The sequence below is a fragment of the Micromonospora sp. NBRC 110009 genome (genome assembly GCF_030518795.1).
Lineage (GTDB): Bacteria > Actinomycetota > Actinomycetes > Mycobacteriales > Micromonosporaceae > Micromonospora.
The window spans coordinates 4,653,681-4,673,469 of sequence record NZ_CP130427.1; the positions used below are offsets into that span (position 1 = coordinate 4,653,681).

Annotated in this window: 22 protein-coding genes and 1 pseudogene; 7 read left to right on the plus strand and 16 right to left on the minus strand. The window is 70.3% G+C overall.

The features are described 5' to 3' along the window. Window positions 1–20: 20 nt before the first annotated feature. Genes Q2K19_RS22125 through Q2K19_RS22175 form a run of 11 tightly spaced genes read right to left on the minus strand, consistent with a single transcriptional unit; the run spans window position 21 to window position 10,764 of the window. The gene (locus tag Q2K19_RS22125; protein ID WP_302763380.1) at window positions 21–1,526 is read right to left on the minus strand and encodes a hypothetical protein; all 1,506 of its coding nucleotides are present in this window, start codon (window positions 1,524–1,526) and stop codon (window positions 21–23) included. Next, window positions 1,523–2,188: a phage baseplate assembly protein V gene (locus Q2K19_RS22130; RefSeq protein ID WP_302763381.1), complete on the minus strand. Its 666-nt coding sequence runs from the start codon at window positions 2,186–2,188 to the stop codon at window positions 1,523–1,525. Before Q2K19_RS22130 ends, Q2K19_RS22125 begins: the two co-directional genes overlap by 4 nt. After that, on the minus strand, window positions 2,188–3,273 hold the full coding sequence (locus Q2K19_RS22135) for a phage late control D family protein (protein ID WP_302763383.1): 1,086 nt from the start codon (window positions 3,271–3,273) through the stop codon (window positions 2,188–2,190). The genes Q2K19_RS22130 and Q2K19_RS22135 overlap by 1 nt, the downstream gene beginning before the upstream one ends. After that, window positions 3,266–3,433 carry a hypothetical protein gene (locus tag Q2K19_RS22140; RefSeq protein ID WP_302763385.1) on the minus strand — a complete coding sequence of 56 codons (168 nt, stop codon included), beginning with the start codon at window positions 3,431–3,433 and terminating at the stop codon, window positions 3,266–3,268. The genes Q2K19_RS22135 and Q2K19_RS22140 overlap by 8 nt, the downstream gene beginning before the upstream one ends. Then, entirely contained in the window at window positions 3,414–4,643 is a 1,230-nt protein-coding gene (locus Q2K19_RS22145; RefSeq protein WP_302763386.1) for a CIS tube protein, read from the minus strand. Before Q2K19_RS22145 ends, Q2K19_RS22140 begins: the two co-directional genes overlap by 20 nt. Then, window positions 4,643–5,197, minus strand: coding sequence for a phage tail protein (locus Q2K19_RS22150; protein ID WP_302763388.1), 555 nt, complete (start codon window positions 5,195–5,197; stop codon window positions 4,643–4,645). The genes Q2K19_RS22145 and Q2K19_RS22150 overlap by 1 nt, the downstream gene beginning before the upstream one ends. Further along, the gene (locus tag Q2K19_RS22155; RefSeq protein WP_302763389.1) at window positions 5,194–7,107 is read right to left on the minus strand and encodes a phage tail sheath C-terminal domain-containing protein; all 1,914 of its coding nucleotides are present in this window, start codon (window positions 7,105–7,107) and stop codon (window positions 5,194–5,196) included. The genes Q2K19_RS22150 and Q2K19_RS22155 overlap by 4 nt, the downstream gene beginning before the upstream one ends. Beyond that, window positions 7,104–7,559: a phage tail protein gene (locus tag Q2K19_RS22160; protein WP_302763390.1), complete on the minus strand. Its 456-nt coding sequence runs from the start codon at window positions 7,557–7,559 to the stop codon at window positions 7,104–7,106. The genes Q2K19_RS22155 and Q2K19_RS22160 overlap by 4 nt, the downstream gene beginning before the upstream one ends. 10 nt (window positions 7,560–7,569) lie before the next feature. Then, window positions 7,570–9,393, minus strand: a complete 1,824-nt coding sequence (locus Q2K19_RS22165; protein WP_302763392.1) for a phage tail sheath family protein — start codon at window positions 9,391–9,393, stop codon at window positions 7,570–7,572. Between the two features lie 22 nt (window positions 9,394–9,415). Next, window positions 9,416–10,168, minus strand: coding sequence for a hypothetical protein (locus Q2K19_RS22170; RefSeq protein ID WP_302763395.1), 753 nt, complete (start codon window positions 10,166–10,168; stop codon window positions 9,416–9,418). After that, complete coding sequence (locus Q2K19_RS22175; protein WP_302763397.1) at window positions 10,165–10,764, minus strand: Pvc16 family protein; 600 nt, start codon at window positions 10,762–10,764, stop codon at window positions 10,165–10,167. The genes Q2K19_RS22170 and Q2K19_RS22175 overlap by 4 nt, the downstream gene beginning before the upstream one ends. Before the next feature lie 107 nt (window positions 10,765–10,871). On the opposite strand from Q2K19_RS22175, the gene Q2K19_RS22180 reads away from it, so the two are divergent. After that, the gene (locus Q2K19_RS22180) at window positions 10,872–11,738 is read left to right on the plus strand and encodes a hypothetical protein (protein ID WP_302763399.1); all 867 of its coding nucleotides are present in this window, start codon (window positions 10,872–10,874) and stop codon (window positions 11,736–11,738) included. A 204-nt stretch (window positions 11,739–11,942) separates the two neighbouring features. Next, window positions 11,943–12,323, plus strand: coding sequence for a hypothetical protein (locus Q2K19_RS22185; protein ID WP_302763401.1), 381 nt, complete (start codon window positions 11,943–11,945; stop codon window positions 12,321–12,323). Here Q2K19_RS22185 and Q2K19_RS22190 read toward each other — a convergent pair. Next, entirely contained in the window at window positions 12,301–13,578 is a 1,278-nt protein-coding gene (locus Q2K19_RS22190; protein WP_302772701.1) for an IS701 family transposase, read from the minus strand. The genes Q2K19_RS22185 and Q2K19_RS22190 overlap by 23 nt on opposite strands. 225 nt (window positions 13,579–13,803) lie before the next feature. On the opposite strand from Q2K19_RS22190, the gene Q2K19_RS22195 reads away from it, so the two are divergent. Both Q2K19_RS22195 and Q2K19_RS22200 read left to right on the plus strand, forming a co-directional pair. Continuing rightward, the gene (locus Q2K19_RS22195) at window positions 13,804–13,959 is read left to right on the plus strand and encodes a hypothetical protein (RefSeq protein WP_302763403.1); all 156 of its coding nucleotides are present in this window, start codon (window positions 13,804–13,806) and stop codon (window positions 13,957–13,959) included. A gap of 464 nt (window positions 13,960–14,423) precedes the next feature. Beyond that, window positions 14,424–14,774 (plus strand): hypothetical protein, encoded by a 351-nt coding sequence (locus Q2K19_RS22200; protein ID WP_302763405.1) that lies wholly within the window; start codon window positions 14,424–14,426, stop codon window positions 14,772–14,774. On the opposite strand, the pseudogene Q2K19_RS22205 reads toward Q2K19_RS22200, so the two are convergent. After that, window positions 14,758–15,070 (minus strand): annotated as a pseudogene (locus tag Q2K19_RS22205) (transposase); the annotation flags it as partial. The gene Q2K19_RS22200 and the pseudogene Q2K19_RS22205 overlap by 17 nt on opposite strands. 667 nt (window positions 15,071–15,737) lie before the next feature. On the opposite strand from Q2K19_RS22205, the gene Q2K19_RS22210 reads away from it, so the two are divergent. Next, window positions 15,738–16,295, plus strand: coding sequence for a hypothetical protein (locus Q2K19_RS22210; RefSeq protein WP_302763407.1), 558 nt, complete (start codon window positions 15,738–15,740; stop codon window positions 16,293–16,295). A 100-nt stretch (window positions 16,296–16,395) separates the two neighbouring features. Next, on the plus strand, window positions 16,396–16,644 hold the full coding sequence (locus Q2K19_RS22215) for a hypothetical protein (RefSeq protein ID WP_302763410.1): 249 nt from the start codon (window positions 16,396–16,398) through the stop codon (window positions 16,642–16,644). A gap of 237 nt (window positions 16,645–16,881) precedes the next feature. Here the strand turns inward: Q2K19_RS22215 and Q2K19_RS33550 are convergent, their stop codons facing one another. Then, on the minus strand, window positions 16,882–17,079 hold the full coding sequence (locus Q2K19_RS33550) for an integrase core domain-containing protein (RefSeq protein WP_302772703.1): 198 nt from the start codon (window positions 17,077–17,079) through the stop codon (window positions 16,882–16,884). Between the two features lie 13 nt (window positions 17,080–17,092). Continuing rightward, entirely contained in the window at window positions 17,093–17,272 is a 180-nt protein-coding gene (locus Q2K19_RS22225) for a hypothetical protein (protein ID WP_302772916.1), read from the minus strand. A gap of 68 nt (window positions 17,273–17,340) precedes the next feature. On the opposite strand from Q2K19_RS22225, the gene Q2K19_RS22230 reads away from it, so the two are divergent. After that, on the plus strand, window positions 17,341–17,919 hold the full coding sequence (locus tag Q2K19_RS22230; protein ID WP_302763412.1) for a hypothetical protein: 579 nt from the start codon (window positions 17,341–17,343) through the stop codon (window positions 17,917–17,919). A 689-nt stretch (window positions 17,920–18,608) separates the two neighbouring features. Here Q2K19_RS22230 and Q2K19_RS22235 read toward each other — a convergent pair. After that, complete coding sequence (locus tag Q2K19_RS22235; RefSeq protein ID WP_302763414.1) at window positions 18,609–19,244, minus strand: hypothetical protein; 636 nt, start codon at window positions 19,242–19,244, stop codon at window positions 18,609–18,611. Between the last annotated feature and the right edge of the window lie 545 nt (window positions 19,245–19,789).

Genomic DNA, 19,789 nt, shown 5'->3' on the forward strand with positions numbered 1-19,789 from the left:
GCCGGCTTCCGCCGGCCGCCTCACTTCTTCAGGTCGAAGTAGCTAGTCGGGGTGCCCACGACGGGGCATAGCGGATCCTCTACGTCCGGCAGCGGCTTCGGTTTCGGGGGCTGGGGACTCTTGGCCGCCTGGACGGCGGCGGCGAAGTCCTTCGCCAGCTGGTTGGCCTGGGGGCCAGTGGCCTTCAGCTCGGGATGGGCGTCGAGCATCGGTGTGATCAGGTCCTCCTCGCCGCTGCAGCCCAAGAGGGTGCTGAGGTCCTCGCGTTCCTGCGGAGTCAGGTCCCCCATCGACTTGTTGCCGTTCAGGGTGGCAAGGGCGGCCAGGACGCCGGCGTCCGGCGGGACGCAGAACTTCAGCAGCAGCATCCACCACAGCTGGAAGACGAAGATGACGATGGGCATGAAGATGCCGAGGACGAACGTCGCCACGATGGTGATCAGCTCGATGGCGTGGAAGCAGTTCTCCGGTGTGGTGCCGCCGGGCTCGCTCTTGTCGCCCGAGTCCGGCACCTTGCCCAGCTTGAACGGGGGCAGCTGGGAGCCCGCCGGGCGCTCGAACTCGACGCCGCCGACGGCGGCGCTGCCGGCCGCGTGTGCCTGCATTGCCTGCAGGTCCGGCAGGCGTACGCGGACGCGCCGGTTCGCCGTGCCCGCCGGGTCGAAGAAGTCGGCCAGCCGGAAGTCGACGCTCGGGGCGCTGACCGTGACGATCGGCGGGCATGGCTGCGGCCTGCCCTTCGAGGCGACGACCCGCAGGTGGTACGTCGTGCGCTCGTCCAGCTTGGGTCGTCCGGTCGCGTCCGTGTCGCCGCTGTAGGTCGGCACCACGCCGAACCACAGCGAGCGGCCCGGACCGGGCACGCAGTCGTTCGCCGGCCGGGGAATCCGCCACATCGGAAAGGTCTGCTCCGTCGACAGGTCCGCGGCGACCGGGCGCCATTCCCCGCGGCCGTCCGCGCCCACGTACCAGGCCTGCTCCTCCGCCTTGAACGGGAGGTCGGCCAGCCCGGCCGAGCGGAAGGCGGCGGCGACGTCCTCGGTCCGCTCGTCGTGGAAGTCGGCCTTGGCGATCGCTTTGGCGGCCGCCCTCAGCTCGGCCGGGTCGCCGGTGAAGGTGACCAGCGTGCGCCGCATGACGAACCGCACCGTCACGCCCGTGTCGCCCGGCCCAGGGCGTGGCAGGCCTGCCACGTCACAGAACAGTTCCGCCGTGACCGCGTAGAACCGCTGGTGGGACGGCTGGTAGAGCTTGCGGATGGGGGAGCGGACCATCTTGTACGGGCTGAGCACTCCGCGCAGCGTCACCGGGTCGCTCACCGGGCGCTGCACCGGGAACGACCACCGGTCGCCCCGGGTCCAGCGCAGCGACCGCTGCGGGTCGGCCACCAGCGTTGCCACGAAGTCCTCGCTGTCGTACTTCTGGAGGTACGGCGCGAGCGCCTCCGGCCCGAACCGGTCGGTCTTCGACCGGACCAGCGCGTACCACGGCGCGCGCAGCGCCATCCCGTGTGGCGGCCCGCTCACCAGATGTTCCCGGCGCCGGGGGTGTACGCGGGCGACATCACCATCTGCTCTGCTATGAGGGTGCCGACCTTCACCAGGCCGCTGAACGTGGCGATCGGCGCGTCCACTTTGACCATCGGGGCCGTCACGTCCACGGATACGTTGCCCTGGATCTCCACGGCGGTGGCGGTCAGCCGGACCGTGCAGCCGGCCGAGTGCTTCACGGTGACCGTCTGCCCGGAGTCGTCCAGGGTGACCTCGTGGCCGGAGGCCATGGTGATGCTGAGCTTGGCGGCGCCGGCCGAGTCGTCGAACTCGAGGCGGCTGTCGGTCCGGGAGCGGAACAGCCGGATGTTGTTGGCCGTCTCGGGGTCGTGCGGCAGCGATTCCCGGCCGTTCCAGGTCGCGCCGAGCACGTACGGCCGGCGCAGGTTCCCGGCCTCGAAGGCGACCATCACCTGGGTGCCCACCTCGGGCAGCACCAGCAGACCCTGCGAGTCGTCGGCGTACGGGGAGCAGAGCGTCGCCCACGCCCGCACGTCCCGGTCGCCGTCCGAGCCGAGCCACGGAAAGCGCACCTCGACCCGGCCCAGCTTGTCGTCGTCCACCAGGTCGGTGACGATCGCCGGGTAGATCCCGTAGTAGCCGGGCGTCGAGCCGTCCGCCGGAGCCGGAAGTCCCATCAGGCCACCTCGTTCAGGGTCGCGCGTTCGGCGTCGAAGCAGGTACGGAATCCTCGCCGCAGGTCGAAGGTGTGTCGCACCCGCGTGACGTAGTAGCCGGACCCGTCGAATGGCGCGCCGGACCGTTGCAGCGTGAGCCGGCTGCCGACCATCAGGTCCGGGGTGCCGTTGGTGGTCCCGTTGACGGTGACGAACTTCCGGCCACGGCGCAGCATCTCGGCGCGCGCCCACGCGGACGCCTCGGCGCTGGTCAGCGCCGCCTCCCGGACCCGTAGCGTGGTGCTGGCGCCGAGCGCCCGCTCGACCAGCCGGGCGCCGAGCCGGCCGCCGGTCACCTCGGCGTCCAGCGCGTCGGGGCCGGCCTTCTCGTTGATCACCTCGCGGCGGTCGGCGTCGTAGCCGGTCACCACCACGGCGCTGCGCTGGGCGGACAGGTCGGCGGTCAGCCGCGCCTCGATCAGATCGCCGCCGCGGACCAGCGTCACCTCGCTGCCGGTGCGCTGCGATCGCGTGCGGAAATGCAGGGTGCGCTCGGTGCACCAGATCTCGGCCTGGACCAGCCGGGCCCGTTCGCGCAGGAAGGCCAGGTCGCTCTGGTTGAACTGCTGCACCACGTCGTAGCGGGGGCCGTCGGCGTCGGTGTCCGCCTGCAGGCCGTGTTCGCGGGCGAGCTCGGCGGCCACCTCCGCGTCGGTCTTGTCGCGGTAGGTGCGCATCCGCCTGGTCATCCGCAGCCCCATTAGCGCGTCCTCGGCGAACACCGTGACGTACGGCGGGTCGGCGTCGCCGAGGGTGAGCTCGATGGCCGACACCTTGCCGTCGAAGACGAAGCGCTGTTCGTGCTGGGCGCCGATCGCGACCCGCAGGGACTTGCCGAGGTCGATCGTGCCGCCGTCGAGGTGCAGCAGGTCGCCGGGCGGGCCGAGCGCGCCGGCGCCGGTGGCGAGGAAGCAGGCCTGCAGCTTGCGCAGCCCCTCGACGCCCTCGCAGACGTCCAGCCGGAAGCAGTCGCGGGCCAATTCGCGCATGAGCTGCCCGTCCACGGTGAAGACCGGGGAGACGACGGTGAGCGGCGCCTCAGTCATCGAAGTCCTCCGCGGCGGTCCGGGCGGCGATCCAGTCGGCCCGCTTGCGGGCCGCCGCGATCTGCTCGTCGATCGGCGCCGGGCGCGGGTCGGGCGGCCGGTCCGCGTCCGGCGGGGGAGTCCGTACGTCGGTGTGCAGCTCACCGATGTGCACAGTCACCGCAGCACCCCCTTCCGCCGCCCAGCGTGGTCCGGGCGATGTCACCGGGGCGTTGCGTGTCGGCCTGGATGTCGGCGAGGGTCTGCGCGTTGCCGCGCCGGCGCAGCGGAATCCCGCTGCCGTAGGTGGCGGCCCGCGGGTCCACGGTGGCCGGCGGCGGGGCGTTCGCGGCCGGTGCCCTAGCATCCGCGGCCGGTGCCGGGGCGGGCCCGGCGAAGCCCATCCGGGCCTGTGCGACGGCGGCCTCGGCACGGGCTGCTGCGACGGTGCGCGCCGAGGCGGCAATCCCCCCGCCCGCGGCGAGGATCAGCCCGGCGGTGCGGGCATCGGGCGCGGGGCCGCCCGGCGCCGGCCCAGCGGCGCCGGACGAGCTCAGCCCGAGCGCGCTGGCGAGGACCTCGGGGGATCCCGGCGCGGCGTCCGCCGCGAACCCGGCGACGCTCTCCCCGGCCGGCGCGGTAAAGGCGGCCGGCGGCAGCTGCACCGGCGTCCCGGCCGGCAACGCCAGCGGGCTCTGCAGGCCGGTCATGGCGGCCCGCCACTGCGCCGGCGCCAGCCCGAGCCGGCCCATCAACTGCTGCACGCTCTCGCCCTGCTGGGCCGGCTCCACCTGCTGCGGCGTCGCGGCCGGCGCGTCGGTCCCCGCGGAGCCCGAGCCGCCCACCTCGCCCGGCAGCGTGGCGCCCTTGTCGTCGAGCGCGCCCGCCCCCGCGGCCACCGCCTCGTCCGCGAGGTTCAGCTCCCGGATCGCCACGGCCACCTTGGCGTGCAGCGGCGTGCCGTCCGGGGCAAACAGGTCCAGGTCCTCGGTGACCTCGTCGATGATCCCGTTGAAGATCAGCTTTCCCCAGGCGAACCGGACCGCGGGCGGCGGCCCGCTCGGGCGGTCCTTGGGCGGCTCGACGAATTGCCGGATCAGCGCCGTCCACTCGCGTACGTCGACCCGGGCGGTCGTCTGCCCTTGCTCGGCGGTGTCGAACTCGAGGGTGAAGCTCAGCGAGGACGCCTCCTGCGCTGGGTGCTCGCGCTTCTGGGTACCCGTGGTGAGGCCGTTGCGGTCCACGTTGTTGCGCCTGGTGATCTTCAGGCTGGCCGGGTTGAACTGAACCTCCCAGGCGACGCCGTCCGGTTTCACCTTGGCCGGGGCAGTCTTTGACGGCCGCTGGGTGTAGACGAGCCGTTGCAGGGTCGCATGCGCCAGCGCGGCCATTAGAAGTTCTCCAGTCGCAGGCCCTCGTGGGCGATGTGCAGCTCCTCGACGGCGATCGCCCCGGTCTTCGCGTCAAGCTGCGGCCCGGCCACTTTCAACGGCAGCCCGCGGTCGAAGGTCCAGGTGGCCAGCGTCCGCGAGCCGGACGGGTCGGCGACGGAGATAGTGCCGCTGTAGCGTGGCACCGGCCGGATCCCCTCGACCAGGGAGCGCAGCCAGTCCCACATCCAGGTGTTCACGTACCCGCCCGGGGTGCCGGCGACGAACATGCCGCGCTTTAGCACGATCGGCTGCAGCTTCACCCGGCCGGCGAAGCGGATCAGCCCGTCGTCGCGCCCGCCCTCGGCGTACTCCTTGAGGTCGGTCTCCAGGCCGAGCCCGCTGCACTCCTGGAACCCGCCTTCGCCGGTCTGGGTGTCCGGCTCGGGCGGCGGGGGCGGCGCGGCGGCCTTCTTGGCGGCCAGGTCGGGCGGCGGCCGCCAGATGCGCTCCGCGGCCCGGGGACTGCCAGCGAAGAAGATGTGGAACTTGAAGCTCTGCAACATCTCGTTCATTCGCCGGCCTCCAGGGTCAGCCCGCCCGCCGCGTCCTGCGAGACCCGCAGCACAATGAACTCGAGAGGCTCGGCCGGCGCCACGCCCATCTCGGCGATCAGCCGGCCCTGCGCCTGCGACCAGGCCGGATTCAGCGCGTCGTCGCAGCGCACGAAGAACGCCTCGGCCTCGGTGGCGCCGGTGAACGCGCCGCCGCGGAACAGCTGCCGCAGCAGTGCCACGGCGGCCTCCCGGACGGCCGCGCGCAGCCGGGCGGTGTTGGGCTCGAAGACCAGCGGCTGCAGCTGCCGGTCCAGGGTGATCCGCAGCATCGTCATCAACCGGCGGACGCTGAGCTGCCGGTAGGCCGGGTCGCGGGCCAGGGTACGGGCGCTGGTGAGCCGGAACCCGTCGCGCTCGGCGCGGAACACGTCGACGCCGAGCGGGTGCAGCAGGTCGTGGTCGGCGTCGCTGACCGGGTCGGCGAGCAGAACCGCGCCGGCCGCGAGCTCGTTGGCCGGCCCCCACGGCAGCCCGAGGCGAATCTCCCGGTCGGCGATGATGCCGGCCGCGAAGCCGCACGGCGGCACCAGCACGGTGGCCGGGACGTCGCCGGGGCCGACGACGCCGAGCCACGGGTGGTAGGCGGCGCAGTAGGACGAGTCGAAGGCGGACCGCCAGCGAACGATCCGCCGCACCGGCAGCCGATGCGGCGCGTCCAGCAGGGCGACGAAGCGGCGCTGGTGGGCGGCGTGCACGGCGACCCGCAGCTGGCGCGACTGGATTTCGGCCAGCTTGGTGCGGGCGTCCAGCTGGGTCGCGGTGGGCGGGGGCAGCGCCTGGATGGCGACGGGCGGCGGGGCGCAGGATCCGAACGTGGTGGCGGGCCGCGGCCGATCCACCATGGTCACTCCCGGCGGATCAGCGAAGGACCAGGCCAGATCCGGTACGGCGAGCAGTCCGATCTCCTGGTCTAGGGCCAGCCGGTCGACGCCGTACACCGCGCCGAGCTCGTCGAGGCCGTCGGCCCCGCCGATCGGCAGCAGCCGGGGGTCGACGTCGCCGAAGAAGCTTTCCCGGCTCACCCCCGGATAGCGGTCGCTGCCCGGCGTGGTGAGCGTGCCGAGGGCGGAGGTGAGGTAAACGTCCGGCGGCAGCACCGCGTCCGGCCAGCCGTCCGGCTCGACCAGCAGCGACTCGCAGGCGAGCACTTGGCCGGCGAAGCGGGGATGGCCCCGGCGTAGCCCAAGGTCGGTAAAGCGCTCCTCGCGGCGCATTGTCGGATCGGTGTCGACGACCAGGAACGCCGACGTGACGACATCCGCCTCCAGGGGACCGGCGGGTGGGGGTGGCCCGGCGACGGTCAGCGGCGCGACGGGGACCTCGAACCCCTGCGCAGGCGCGCTCCAGGCGAACACGCCGGCCGGCGGCAGCCCGGGGCCGCGCAGCCGCACCAGAGAGCACGGCGGCAGATCCACACCGGCCGGCAGCACGATCGCGCCGTTCGCGTACGCCGTCTCGAAGCGCTGGGCGACGGCGAAGTCCCAGCGCAGGGTGAGCAGGTTGCCCCACGTGCCCTCGTCCCGGGCCAGCACGTCAATCGGGCCGGGCATCCGCGCCATCCGGTGCCGTGCCCGGGCCACCCGCGGGTCCCGGGGCAGCGGCGACACCCGCAGCACCCGGGCTCGCACGCCGCCCTGCAGGAAGAAGGCGTGTACCGCGTACGGGAGCAGGCCCGGCCCCTCCATCCCGCCGAACCGCAACCGGTAGTCCGACCAGCTGTCCACTGCGGTCGGCACGTCGATCGGGCCGCGCGGGGCCACCCCGGCGAAGCCGGCCACGTCGAGGCGCTCCGGGCTCAGGCGCAAGGCGGCGCGCGGCGGCACGTGGTAGGCGCCGGGCGCACCCAGCGCGAGCCCGGGGCGAGTCATAGCGACCGGAAGTCGATGCTCTCGGCGACCAGGTGCAGCTCCTCCATGGCCACGTCGGTGCCGCCTTTCGCGGCCAGCGTCGGACCCACCCACTTGGTCGGCTGCGCCTGCTGCAGCACCCACTCGCATACCCGGTTGCGGGCCTCGTCCAGCAGGGTGACCGTCACTGTGCGGGGCTGGAAATTGCCGGCCCGCGTCTCCCGGATCCAGTCGAACAGACGCAGGTCGCCAATGATGCCGCGCTTGAGCGTCACGTCCTCGGTACTGTTCACGTTGGCGATCTTGCGGACGTGGTTCTCGGCGTCGTTGCCGTTGCGGTACTCGGCGTACTTGATGGTGTTGCCGGCCCCGTTGAAGTCGGAGAAGCCGCCGGCGATCTGGTCCTCGCCGCCGCCGTCACCGAGCTTGACGAGGAAGTTGAAAGCGCTGTACGGATTGTCGCGTACGGCCATGGTCTGCTCCTCAGCTGCTCTGGCTGTCGGCCGTCCACTGGCCGATCCGGAAGATCACGAATTCGGCGGGGTAGGTCGGCGCCACCCCAACCAGGCAGATCAGCCGCCCGTTGTCCAGGTCGTTCTGGGTCATCGTGGTGCGGTCGCAGCGCACGAAGAACGCCTCCTCGGGCCGGGTGCCCATGAGCGCGCCGGTCCGCCAGACGGTACGAAGGAAGTCCTCGACGGTCTGCCGGATCGACGCCCACAGCCGCTCGTTGTTCGGCTCGAAGACCGCCCATTGGGTCGACTTGTCGATCGAGTGCTCGAGGAAGATGAACAGCCGCCGGACGTTGACGTATTTCCACTCGGGGTCGGACGACATCGTCCGGGCGCCCCACACCCGGTTGGCCCGGCCCTCGAAGAAACGCAGCGCGTTGATGCCCTCCGGGTTCAGCACCGACTGCCGGTCGAAGGTCACGTTGGTGACGAACCGGTCGATGCCTAGCACCACCTCGTTCGCCGGCGCCTTGTGCACGCCCCGCTCGATGTCGCTGCGCGCGTAGATGCCGGCCACGTAGCCGGACGGGGGGACGTCGAGCATCGGGGTGGGGCCGCCCGGGTCGGGTTTGCGGGTCGGGTCGATGATCCGCACCCACGGGTAGTAGAGCGCGCCGTACTTGTTGTCGAACTTGGACCGGAACTCGCGAACCTCGCTGATCGAGCTGTCCCGCGGCGGATCCACGATGGCCATCCGGTAGCGCAGCCTCTCGCAATGCCCGAGCACCCCGTCGACGGCCGTCTTCTGGTCGCCGACCGGCAAATCCACGGTGTCGGGCATGGCCACGATCGCGATGTCGTCGATCTCGCCGAGGGCGGTCAGCCCGGTCGCCGGCTCGGCGATTTTGTCCGGGTCGGCCTCGCGCCCGATCAGATCGCCCGGGGTGACGGCGAGCCCGTCCCCGCCGCCGGTGAGGAAGAGCCCGGTGTCCGGGGTGAGCAGTGCGGCGACCAGCTGGCCGGGCGGCGGAGTGGCGGCGCCCGAGTCGAGCCACACCAACGCGAACTCGTCCGGCGGGTCCTGCCGCTGCAGCACGTTGAAGATCGAGCGCGGGTGCGCCGGGTCGAGCTCCAGTTCGCTGTACGCGTCGACGCGCTCGCCGGCTTGCACGGTGACGACCAGCGTCAGGTGCCAGGCCGAGGTGTTCGCCGGCGGGATCGTCACCCCGTTGGCCGCCCGGTAGCCGAGCCGTCCGTCCGGCGCCCGGGCGATGATCTGCACGTTGGCCGGCGCCGGCGCGGTGGTGTTCGCCGGCACGGCGGCGCCGGCCGCGGCCGTCTCCACCGCGGCGCCGGGCTGCAGGCCGACGAGCTGCCCGCCGACCAGCACGTTCCGGCTGCGCCGGAGGGCAACGGTGATCTTGATCTGGCGGCCGAAGCTGCCCGGCCAGCGGGCCCGCCACCGCGCGAGCGGGGTGCCGGTCGCGGGCGCCGCCAGCGACGCGAAGTTCGCCGCGTCGTCGATCTGCGGGTTGGGGCCGGCGGTCCGGGTGAACGAGAAGACCCGGGAGACGTACAGCCGGCGTCCGCCGTTGGCGAAGAACGCGCGGGCGGCGATCGCGACCCGGCAGGGCGCGCCGGCGACGGACAGGCCGCCGAACGCGCGCTCGTACTCGGTCAGGCTCGTCACCAGCGTCGGCGCCGGCGTCAGCGGGACGGCCCCGGACGGCACTGGCACCGGGCCGTACTCGGTCACCCCGGCCATGCCGAAGGTGCTGGTCGGCACGCCTTCGATGGACCGTGACCGGAAGCTGGTCTCCTCGACGTACACGGCTGGGGTCAAGTACTCGGGCATGCGCGGGCCTCCCTGGGGCGCGTCAACTGATGTCGAGGTCGGCGACGCCGGCCACCCGGCCGACGGTGCAGGACAGCAGGTGGTCGGTGGCTTGGGGCAGGTAACCGGGCGGCAGCACGTCGCCGCGGATCACCGGGTCGGGCGGCGCCTTGCCGACGGGCTCCAGGCCCGGCAGCGGGCCTTGCCCGGCCGGCTCGTGCACCCGGACGACGATGGGCACGGCTCCGGCGGCGCCGGGGTCCGGGCGGATCAGCACCAGCACCTCGCCACGGGAATCGCCGTGCGCCCAGCCGGCGGGCCGGCCCGCGCTGTCGAAGACCTCCAGGCGCGGCCAGGGGATCCTGGTCCGGCCGCGGCGCACGCCGAACCGGATGCCGGTCGCGAAGGCCGGCGCCGGATAGCCGGTGGCCGGCTTGAGCCACGGCCGGACCGCCCGGGCGCCGGCCGGGATGCGGGCGCCCGCGGGCGGCTCCAGGTCAGCGGCGCGGACCTCGTCGTAGCCGAAGATGGCCACCTCGAGCCGCCGCGACACCCAGCGACCGGCCGGATCGTCTAGCCGGATGAGCACCGTCGCGGGCAGCGGCCGGTCGTGCCGCAGCACCAGCCGGCCCCGGCCGTTGTCCGTCGCCGGCGCCGGTCGCCGGGTCTCCCGGGTCACCCGTACGCCGGCCGCGGGGCGGCCGGTCACCGCGTCGACCGCCTGAACGGCGAGCGCCAGCCGGTGCCGCACCGGGATGCGGCCCAGCGGCGTGACGAGCTCGTCCGGGCCAGTCATCGGCCGGCCATCGTCCGGAGGTCGGCGCCGACCGTGGCCACCCGGCCGTCGATCGGGCCGGGCAGCCCCTCGAGCACCACGACCTTGGCCTGATACAGGAGGTAGAGCCGGAAGTTCGCGGTGAGCGCCTGGAACGCCTCGCTCATCGACTCCAGTGCCATGTCCTCCGGCGTCACCTGGACGGTCTCGCCGTCGCGCCAGGCGCCGTCGCTGTCCAGCAGCGACCCGGACAGCACACTTGTCGTCTCCAGCAGGCTGCCGGCCAGGCCCAGCCACTGCAGCTCGCTCTCCACCGTCTCGTCGAAAGCGGTGATCAGCAGGTGCATGCACAGCGGCAGCCGGGGGATCCCGTCCGACTCGGCCACCGCCGACCAGGCCGGCCGGGTCTCCCGGTCGACGCTGAGCCGGTAGCAGAAGATGGCCAGCGCGGGGTAGCTGATGGCCGCGCCCGGCTTGGAGAGGTCGTCCAGGTCCTTGGTGCCGATGAGGATCGGCGCCGGACGGCGCTGGCCGGGCGGGATCACCACATCGATGCCGCGGCGCAGCAACGTCTGGACGCTGCTGCCCACGGCGGCGAGTGCCTTGTAACCGGCCATGCCCCCGATGCTGGGCCCCCGATCGTCACCGATCCGTCGCCGGGCGACGCCGCGGTGACAGCGGCACGGCGAGACTGCCCCCTGTCTCGAGCAGATGGGGGTGGAGCATGACCACCGAGCAGGACGCCGGCCGGATCGAGTACCGCTGCGAGAAGCGCGGCCGCGAGCGGCGCGCCGAGGTGGAGGCGGAGGCAGACGGCATCCTCACGCCCCGCGACATGGACGTGACCGAGGCCACCGACGGCTACCCGAAGACGCGAGAGGACGCGGAGAGGGTCGCCGGTGAGGCCCGTACCGTCAACGACGCGACGCTGGAGGACCTACGCTGCGACATCAACGAGGACAAGCAGCGCCGGGTTCGCCAAATCTGGCGCGACCTGCGCCGGGAGATCGAGCAGGCGTCCGAGCCGCCCGGCTGCAACCGGCCGCCCTGCGCCCCCGGCGCCGACATCGGCGAGGCGGAGACGGACGCCGCGCTGGCCGGGCGGATCGCGATCATGCGGTATGAGGCCGGGGCACTCGACGACTACTTCGGCCGCCTGAAGGCCGAGGCGACCGCGCTGACCGAGCGGGCCTCCACCGCCGCGTCCGATGCCGACGCGCTCACCGACGAGGTGAAGAATGCTGCGCACGGCGCGGACAAGATCCCTTTCCTGACCCGCGCCCTCGTGCTGGATTGGCGGCTGCGTCCGGCGCAGCTCTGGAAGGGCTTCACCGTCCAGGGGTTCCTCGACTGCCTCGGCGACACGATGGACTGCCTGCGCGACGAGTGGAGCGCCATCACCACGCTGTCCGGCGCGCTCGCCGAGCGTGAATGCAATGCCGAGTCCAAGCAGGAGAGAGCCGCGAAGTTGCGGAGCGGTGCCGCAGACGAGTTGATCAGGCGATGTGGGGCCGTATTGGCCGAGCCGACTGAGAGATCAGTCGAGGACGAGGATGACTTTCAGAACGGCCGTGACGACGAGCAGGATTGACCTCGTTGCCAGTTTCCACCGGCGACCCGCTTGTGCCGCGCGCCGGCAACTTGGCACGCCGGTCTGCCATACCGGGAAACGAGCAAACCGGGGGCAGCGCCAGCTCGACGTTTGTCAGGGTGCACGACGCGACCACGAAGAACTGTCGACTCCAGACCACGATGAACCGGACGGCTGGCGTCAGCTCTGGATTAGGGAACCTGCATGCCGAGCACAGATGAAGATTCGGATTCCTTGGCCAGTGCATGGGAGCAGGCCGACGATCCGCGTCGCGTTGCGCACGAGCTTGTAGGGCAGGCCCATGCGGTCTTGGTACTCGCCTATCGAGACGCGGCGATCGAGTTGTGGTGCGTACCCGAGCTGAGGGAATCGGCCGTGGCCGCAACACCCTACTTGTGGATCGCTATCGGCGAGATGCAAGCGGCGATAGCCGAAGGCGGCCTCGACGAAGGCCTTCTTGCCGGCGGCATAGGCGGGAAAGTGTCCCGGACGAAGCGTGGGGCACTTCGTCTGGCGCTCGAGCGGTTAGCGAGCGCGCTAGTACGGCAGCCGCCGTTCGGGATCATGGCTGGAGTTCCAGGTTGAGGCGGCGTGTGTAGTGGGATCGTCGGGCTCGGGCTTGATGCCTGCGCCGCCACTGTGACCAGTGCAAACGGTGGGCGAGGTCGATGATCGGTCGGATGATGCAGGCGTTGATCAGGCGGCGGACTTCGTTGACCGTCAGCTTGATCAGTGCGGTGTCGGCGGGGTCGTGGTGGGCGGCGTCGGCGGCGCAGATCGCCAGGACGGCGAGGGCGGCCAGGGCCAGAGTGGTGAACCGGTGCCAGGAGTCCCAGCGGCGGACCTGGTGCTGGTCCAGGCCGACCTGGCTCTTGGCGGCCTGGAAGGCCTCTTCGACGGTCCAGCGGATGCCCGCGACGCGGACGAGCTGAGCGAGGCTGGCCGGGCGTGGAGTCCAGCAGCGGTAGAAGGCCAGCTCCCAGGTGGTGGTGTTGGCTCGGATCAGGAGGCTGTGCCGGCCGCCGTCGTCGGGGTCGGCGTCGGTGCAGACGTCATCGAGCCAGGCCCAGTCGTAGAAGCGTGGGCCCTTGGATCCGGCGCCGGCTGATCGGCGCTGCCATGCCCGGTCGGGCAGGTCGGCGGCGACCCGGTCGGCGCGAACCCGGGCCTTGCCGCCGTCGAGCGGAACCAGATGGCTGCGGGACACCGCCAGCACGTAGCCGAGCCCGTGTTCGCGCAGGTGGGCACGGAAGGCCGCGCTGTTGCCGTAAGCCTCGTCCGCGGCGGCCCACCCCGCTGGGACGCCGGCGTCCAGAGCCGCGGTGATCATGTCAGCGGCCAGCTGCGACTTGGTGGCGAATCCGATCTCGTCGGGCACCCCGGCGGCCTGGCACCGCTGCCGGTCCTCGGTCCACGACGCCGGCAGATACACCCGCCGGTCGATCAAGGTGTGCCCGTCGGAGCCGGCGTAGCCCAGGAACACCCCCACCTGGCTGTTCTCAATCCGCCCGGCGGTGCCGCTGTACTGCCGCTGCACCCCGACCGAATGCATGCCCTTCTTCAGATCACCGGTCTCGTCGACCACCAGGACCGCGTCCGGGGCACCGAACCGGTCGGCGATCAGCTGCCGCAGGTCATCACGGACGACATCGGCGTCCCACACCGCCCGGTACAACAGCCGCTGCATCGCATCCGGCCGGGCGTGACCGGCCCGCTCCGCCAACTGCCAGCACGTCTTGACCTCAAGGTCAGACAGCAGGCCGGTCACCAACGCTGCCGCTGCCCGCCGCGGCTCCACCCGCCCGAACCGGCCCGCGAAGCACCCGAGCACCCCGGCCATGACCCGCTCCCACCCGGCAGGGTCTACGCTGTGGCCTGCGGCCACCGCCAGATCTGAAGTTATGTCCACAACATACAGACGATCACGCGGTGGCCGCCTCGCGTCCACCCCGCCCAACCAGCGATATCTCAAACGGCGGCTGCCGTACTAGGGCGCAGGCGTGCCGTCTCGGTCCGAAAGTGGCTCAAGAGCGCTGCGGGCTTGGCTCGGACGGCTGTAGGCAGCATGGTGAAGGAGCTGCCGGGTGGGGAGATCATCGGCGAAGCTCTTGACGGCGTGCTGTCTGGACTGGACACCGTGGAGGCCATTGCCGCCGACGACCAAGACAAGCATCGCCGTCCGCCGCGGAACGACGCCGGCTCATCGGCGACGAGGCCGTGATCAGCCGCGGGGCGACACGCTTCAGCGTCAACTTAAAGCGAGCGCCGGGCGCCCTCTCCCTCGAGACCCCGGATGCCGTCATCTTAGCGCAGTCCCTGCTGACGGAGTTCCGGGAGCACCATCCGGAGGTCTTCGAGGACGCCATAGCGTTCGTCGGGCAGCCGGCGGGATGGCCTCCCGAGGCGGTCGCCCCGTACAGCCGGCACCTCGGCCTGCTGTGCCTGCCGGGGCGGCTGATGCCGAAGTCGCAGTCGGCTTTCCTGCACGTACGCGACCGGGGTCGCGACGAGAAGGCAACTCGAACGGGTTCTGGTCGCCGACATCGACTCGTCCACGACGGACTTGACGATCGTCGAGGACCGCTGACCGAGGAACCTGCCAGTGGGCGCCACGCTCGGCTGCCGGCAGATCGGCGAGCAACTTGCCGGCCTGGTCCGGGCCGCGCTGCACCACGACGCGCGCTGATGGAGGCGCTGACCGCCGACGGCGGCCCGGATTTCCTGCTCCTGGCCTGCCGGTGGGCCAAGGAGGCGCAGTTCTCCGGCGTGTCGCGACGGATCATGGACCTGCGAGAGTCGTGCGAGGAATGCTTCCTGCCGATCGTTGCGACCGCGTGGACATGGCTGCTCGATCTCGAGATTCCGCAGATGGTGGCGGCGCCCGGCGGCTGGGGCGAAGACTTCCATGCCGTGCTCGCCGAGGTGGCGGACCTGCTCAGCGACCGGTGCCCGCACCTGGTGGTGCTCACCGGAGGCGGGTCGCGCATGCCCTTCGCCGGCCGGTTGTGCCGCGAGGTCTTTCCCACCCAGCGGTGATGAGTCGCTGCACGAGTTGGCGGAGCTGCCCGGCGGTGACGGTGGCGGCATCGTCGCCCGGCGCGAGCCGCTGAGCATCCAGCGGCGTAGTCCAGGAACTGCGACCGGGCTCCAACGCCGTGACGAACGAGTCCGGCCAGCCAGGGATCATCACGTGCTGGTCCTTGCCGCGGCCGTAGGTGTGACACTAGGGTCCGCTCCGCGGAGGTGTGCGCGTCCGGTCGCAGCCAGCGGGTGATGTCTACCGCCAGGACCAGCCGGCCGTCGGCTGCGCGAGGCAGCGGAAGCGCTGCCAACACCCGAGCGGTCTGCGGTTCCCGGTAGCAGCGTTGGTGCTGGTCGCTCACTGCACGGCGCTCGAAGCGCATCGGGCCTATCGCCGGTCTCAACGCCGGGCCGCCGAGCCTGCCTCACTCCTATTGACGCTCGAAGGGCAAGTATCAGTAGCAGTGACTTGACGGCAACCGGGCCGTGCACCGACAGCTGACAGCAGCCGGCATGGACCGATCAGTGAGCACCTCTGCGGCCTACCGCCCAGGCACCGGTACGGGTCCCAGGAGCTGAGGCTCCGAACCCATTGGCAGTGCGCCTGGTGCAGCGGTTCGACCAGCCGCCGTGTCTGTTCGTCGGCGACGGTCGGGAAGCTGGAAGGGGCTTGCGAATGATACTCCACAAAGGAGGCGACGCAGCAGCATAACCCTGACCCCCCCCCCGCCGAACGACTTGCCACGGCAGTCAAGCTACTTGATCTTCCGGCCTTCCGAACGGGGCCGCAAGCTCCGCGAGGAATCGCCGGCGGTTCACCTCGCCCGGAATCCGGCACTTCCGCATGGACGTGCCCAGCGTCATCATGATGAGAAATCAATCTTGAGGCTGTAGCCAGAGGCGTCGGCGGAGGGCTCGGTCGCGGCCCGATCGGTCGCCAGCCCAAGACAAGCCGGCCTGTAAGGAGTTTGACCGGACGTGTCCACCCAGATCTTGCGGGTCGTGGCCACTGCTGTGCTTGGCCTGCTCACCGCTGGCATCCTCGCGTTGGTGAATAGCTGGATCAGCGCTCGAGCCGGCATCGACGAGACGTTGCGTAATCAACGGCTCGAGTTCTACCCGCTGTTGTGGAGCGCCACCGCAGCCGTATCCGTATGGCCACGAACGGTCCTCACCCGCAGCACTCTCAACGAGTTGCATGAGACACTGCGCTCCTGGTACTACACCAAGGGTGGACTATTCCTGTCCGAATCCGCTCAGGCGAGGTACGGAGACGTTCAGGAACTGATCGCCGCCCTGCTGACTCACGACGGGGATCCTGACGATCCGCTCAGTGACGGCAGCTACACCGATCTCATGCGCACGGCGAGCGCCCTGCGCACCGCTCTCACCGAGGACCTCGATACCCGCAGGAGGAAATCGATCTGGGAGCGACGGCGACGGTCCCGAGGGCACGCCTCAGCCGCCCAGGCGGCGCGGGAGCGGATCACGCGCGCAAAGCAGCCCGCATGCTTCCTGCTCCGCAGTTCCAAGTAACCCACGCCCGACCATTTGGTTCCCCGGCTGGACCAAGGTAAGGGGACTCAAGTTGGATGACTGGATCCCCGTGAAGTGGTCCGCTTGTTGAGAGAACCCGATGCACCATGATGGCGCTGGGAGGGATCATAGCGATGGGTACCCGACGGCGGCCCAGCCGGAGCAGATCATCCGCAAGCTGCGGGAGGGCGAGAAGCTGATCGGGCAGGGCGGCGCCCTGCCCGAGGTGTGCAGCAGCTGGAGCAGGCTGAAGGACCTGGAGCGGGAGAACGCCCGGCTGAAGAAGATCGTCGCTGACCAGCTGTTGGACATCGACATGCTCAAGGAGCTGAACCGGGGAAAGTGGTAAGTCCGGAGCGCCGCCGGCGCCGCCGTGAGTCTGGTGCAGCAGCGCTTCGGAGTGTCCCAGCGAGGTGCGTGCCGGGTGGTCGGGCAGCACCGCTACGCGCAACGCAGGCCCACAGCGGGCAGGCGTAATGCTGACGAGGTGCTGCGTGCCAGGCTGCGGCAGATCTCTGCCGAGCATCCGCGGTGGGGGCGGCGCAAAGCCCACGCGATCGCCTGTGGGTTCGCAAACCAGATTTGGCTACGCTGCCTGCGAGTATTCGTTGATCAGTCCGCCCAGTATCGGGCGTCGTTGGAGGCGGGCGGCGTTGAGGTCGACGACCTGCGGCGGTGGGTTCGGTGGTCGCTGTCCGAGTGACCGGTGTGGCCGGTGGCCGTTGTAATGCTCCGTGTACTCGGTCAGGACGCTCGCCAGGTGCCGTTCGCCGCCGATGATAATCCGATCGGTGTACTCACCGCCGTACCGTGCCGACCCAGCGCTCCGCGAAGGCGTTCGCTCTCGGGGCCTGTGGCGGCGTGCGGAGCGCGTCGATACCGGCGGCGGTGAAGACCGTGTCGAAGGCCGTAGTGAACTTCGTGTCGCCATCGCGGAGCAGGAACCGGAGCCCGTCGGCCCGCTGAACAGCCGCCACGGCATTACGTGTCCACGGACGCGATCAACCCATGCAGTGCAATTGCCAGCCCCGGTAGCCTGCCGGTCATGATGGAATCCGGCTTCGCCCGCGCCATCGCGTTCACGCATGACGTTGCGCGCCGGCAGGCGCACCGAATCGTCGATATGCCCTATGGGTTCGCGGTGCTCCACGACAGGTTTTCCGCCTCGTACGACCACAACAAGGTGATTCTGACCGCGCCCGTGGAGCCGGCGGAGGCGCTTGCAGCGGTCGATCGAGTACTCGGCGGCGTCGGCCTGGGGCACCGGATGGTCGTTGCCGACGACGAGACCGGCGTTGCCTGCGCACCCACCTTCGTCGATGCTGGCTACCAGTATGCGACCAACTTGATCATGGGCCGCAGTGCCGCGCCGGACCGTCCTGCCGACCTTGCGATCCGGGTCGAGCAGGTCGACCTCGACGCGCTGCGCGAGTCGACGCGCCACGAGTGGTGCGAACAATTGCCGCACGCCAGCGACGAGGTTGTCGACCAGCTCGTCAACCGACGCGCCACCCGGCTAGACGGCGCTGACGAGGTGGCCTTCTTCCTGCAACCGCAACGCCACCACTCGGCGGCCCGGGTCCGACGGGACTTGCGCACACCTCACTACATCGACGTGAGATGAGACCGACGCTGGTCGGCGTGTTCGCGACGGTTGGCCCATGCCGTGCGGGGGCGAGCTATGCCAGCTCTAGGGTTGCAGCCACGACCATCGGCGGTGGGGTTTCGGGTCGTGTTCCCCCTCGGACACAAGATCGAACACGCAGCAGCAAGGCCGTGGACCATGTCAGCCGGCTCGAGCAGTCGGCGGCGGATGCACTGAACCCGGGCGACTTCGGCAGCGAATTGTGGGGGGTCGACGCTCCGTGCCCCCAGTGCAAGCAGAGGGGCCGGCTGTTCGGTCGTGTCGATGTGGATCCCGTCGCGGACTACGACGTCGAGCCACTGGGCAACGCCAATACAGTCCTACATTACTTTCGGCCGGTCGGTTGAACTAAACCCGCAAGCCTTTGCCTGCCACGTGTGTCGACTGACCCTTCACGGCCCAGAGGAACTTGCTGAAGCCAAACTCCCGGCTGCTCGGCACGAGATCAACCTGGAGGACCTGGGCGAGGATTTCGACCCCGAGCAATTCGCCAAGTGCGCACCGCCGGCATCACCAACATCGCCGCCGCCAACCGCCACCACGCCCGCGACAGCACCCCCCTCGCACTACTCGGCATCACCTAACGACTTTGCCGGGGCCCTGAGCGGCGGCCCACGGGCCCGCACCCCCGTTGGGCTATCGGGGGCCGGCCGCCATTGAGCAGATGATCACGCCGCCCGTCTGGCAAAGATCTTTCTCTGAGCCTCAAGGTAGCGGCGCAGGTCGACAACGCTATCGTTCTCGGAATCGGTCGCGTCTCCTAGAACTTCGTCCGGCGCTATGGAGTTCGCCTCGGCAAGTTTTCGCGTGTAATCGCCAACGAGATTGACCAGCGTTTTCCACTGCTCGACCGAAAGATCAACAGTGATAACGCCGTCGACGGAATAGGCTTGCACCGCATCCAGGTCGGAAATGAGCTGGTTGACGACGCCAACTTCTAGTCGTCCTTCGCGAGCTGCTTCCAGATAAGCGCGCAACGAGGCGTTGAAATTCTTGAGGCAGTCGGGGATCGCACGCTTGCGCTTCCTTGCGGCGACCAGCGCAGCGCCTCCAACGACTGCCACTCCCGCAGCGGTGACCCCGACGATGACCCACGGGTTTCGTAGCCTGCCTCTGAGAGTCGCTGCAGCCCGCTCTGCTTGGTTCTTTACCGGGCCGGCGACCTCATCCAGGTGCTTGAAGACTTGTCCCGTGGCGGCATCTCGAACCACGCTGCCGATGCGGAACAATTCTCTCGTGGCTATTCGAGCCTGGATCTCCGGCGGTATGTAAAGGTAGACCTGCTCGATCACCTGATCGACCACTGCTTGTCCTCCGCCGCAGACTCCTGGTTCCTGGCATCCAGGTCGGCTTGATTGTAGAGGTTCGTGAGGGCTCACGGAACGACGCACGCTCCCAGGGCCCCGGCGAAGTCGTCAGGTGATGCCGAGTAGGGCCAGCGGCGTCCGGGAAACCGGGGGAAGCTCACTTGGGGATGTAGGGGTGGTGCGAACGGCTCGTTCGTTTCGCTGAGGTGGCGGTGCGAGCCCGCCGGGTAAGCGTTTCCTGGACGCGGTCGAACTTGCCTGCTCGATCAGGGGGCAGCGCCGGCTGGACAGCCGGTACTTGACCAGCTCGGCCTCGTTGTCGGGCCACTGGGCGATCAGCCACCGCTCGGGCGGGGTGCCGTCGGTGTCGCGAGCGACGCGGTGCCCAGCCGGGAGCCAATGACCTGTCCGATCGCCGGACGCAGTCCGCACCGGCGGTCCATGTGGGACCGCCCGTGATGTGGATATTGTGCGCCGGTGGCCGACTCCCATGAACCACCGCGACCTCCGTCCTTGCTGGCGGCGCAGTGGTTTGGACGCCT

Excerpts from the sequence above, each read along its gene's own strand:
- Q2K19_RS22130 (WP_302763381.1), bottom strand. The coding sequence starts at position 2,188 with ATGGGACTTCCGGCTCCGGCGGACGGCTCGACGCCCGGCTACTACGGG.
- Q2K19_RS22135 (WP_302763383.1), bottom strand. The coding sequence starts at position 3,273 with ATGACTGAGGCGCCGCTCACCGTCGTCTCCCCGGTCTTCACCGTGGAC.
- Q2K19_RS22145 (WP_302763386.1), bottom strand. The coding sequence starts at position 4,643 with ATGGCCGCGCTGGCGCATGCGACCCTGCAACGGCTCGTCTACACCCAG.
- Q2K19_RS22150 (WP_302763388.1), bottom strand. The coding sequence starts at position 5,197 with ATGAACGAGATGTTGCAGAGCTTCAAGTTCCACATCTTCTTCGCTGGC.
- Q2K19_RS22155 (WP_302763389.1), bottom strand. The coding sequence starts at position 7,107 with ATGACTCGCCCCGGGCTCGCGCTGGGTGCGCCCGGCGCCTACCACGTG.
- Q2K19_RS22160 (WP_302763390.1), bottom strand. The coding sequence starts at position 7,559 with ATGGCCGTACGCGACAATCCGTACAGCGCTTTCAACTTCCTCGTCAAG.
- Q2K19_RS22165 (WP_302763392.1), bottom strand. The coding sequence starts at position 9,393 with ATGCCCGAGTACTTGACCCCAGCCGTGTACGTCGAGGAGACCAGCTTC.
- Q2K19_RS22170 (WP_302763395.1), bottom strand. The coding sequence starts at position 10,168 with ATGACTGGCCCGGACGAGCTCGTCACGCCGCTGGGCCGCATCCCGGTG.
- Q2K19_RS22175 (WP_302763397.1), bottom strand. The coding sequence starts at position 10,764 with ATGGCCGGTTACAAGGCACTCGCCGCCGTGGGCAGCAGCGTCCAGACG.
- Q2K19_RS22180 (WP_302763399.1), top strand. The coding sequence starts at position 10,872 with ATGACCACCGAGCAGGACGCCGGCCGGATCGAGTACCGCTGCGAGAAG.
- Q2K19_RS22185 (WP_302763401.1), top strand. The coding sequence starts at position 11,943 with ATGCCGAGCACAGATGAAGATTCGGATTCCTTGGCCAGTGCATGGGAG.
- Q2K19_RS22190 (WP_302772701.1), bottom strand. The coding sequence starts at position 13,578 with ATGGCCGGGGTGCTCGGGTGCTTCGCGGGCCGGTTCGGGCGGGTGGAG.
- Q2K19_RS22195 (WP_302763403.1), top strand. The coding sequence starts at position 13,804 with ATGGTGAAGGAGCTGCCGGGTGGGGAGATCATCGGCGAAGCTCTTGAC.
- Q2K19_RS22200 (WP_302763405.1), top strand. The coding sequence starts at position 14,424 with ATGGAGGCGCTGACCGCCGACGGCGGCCCGGATTTCCTGCTCCTGGCC.
- Q2K19_RS22215 (WP_302763410.1), top strand. The coding sequence starts at position 16,396 with ATGCACCATGATGGCGCTGGGAGGGATCATAGCGATGGGTACCCGACG.
- Q2K19_RS22230 (WP_302763412.1), top strand. The coding sequence starts at position 17,341 with ATGATGGAATCCGGCTTCGCCCGCGCCATCGCGTTCACGCATGACGTT.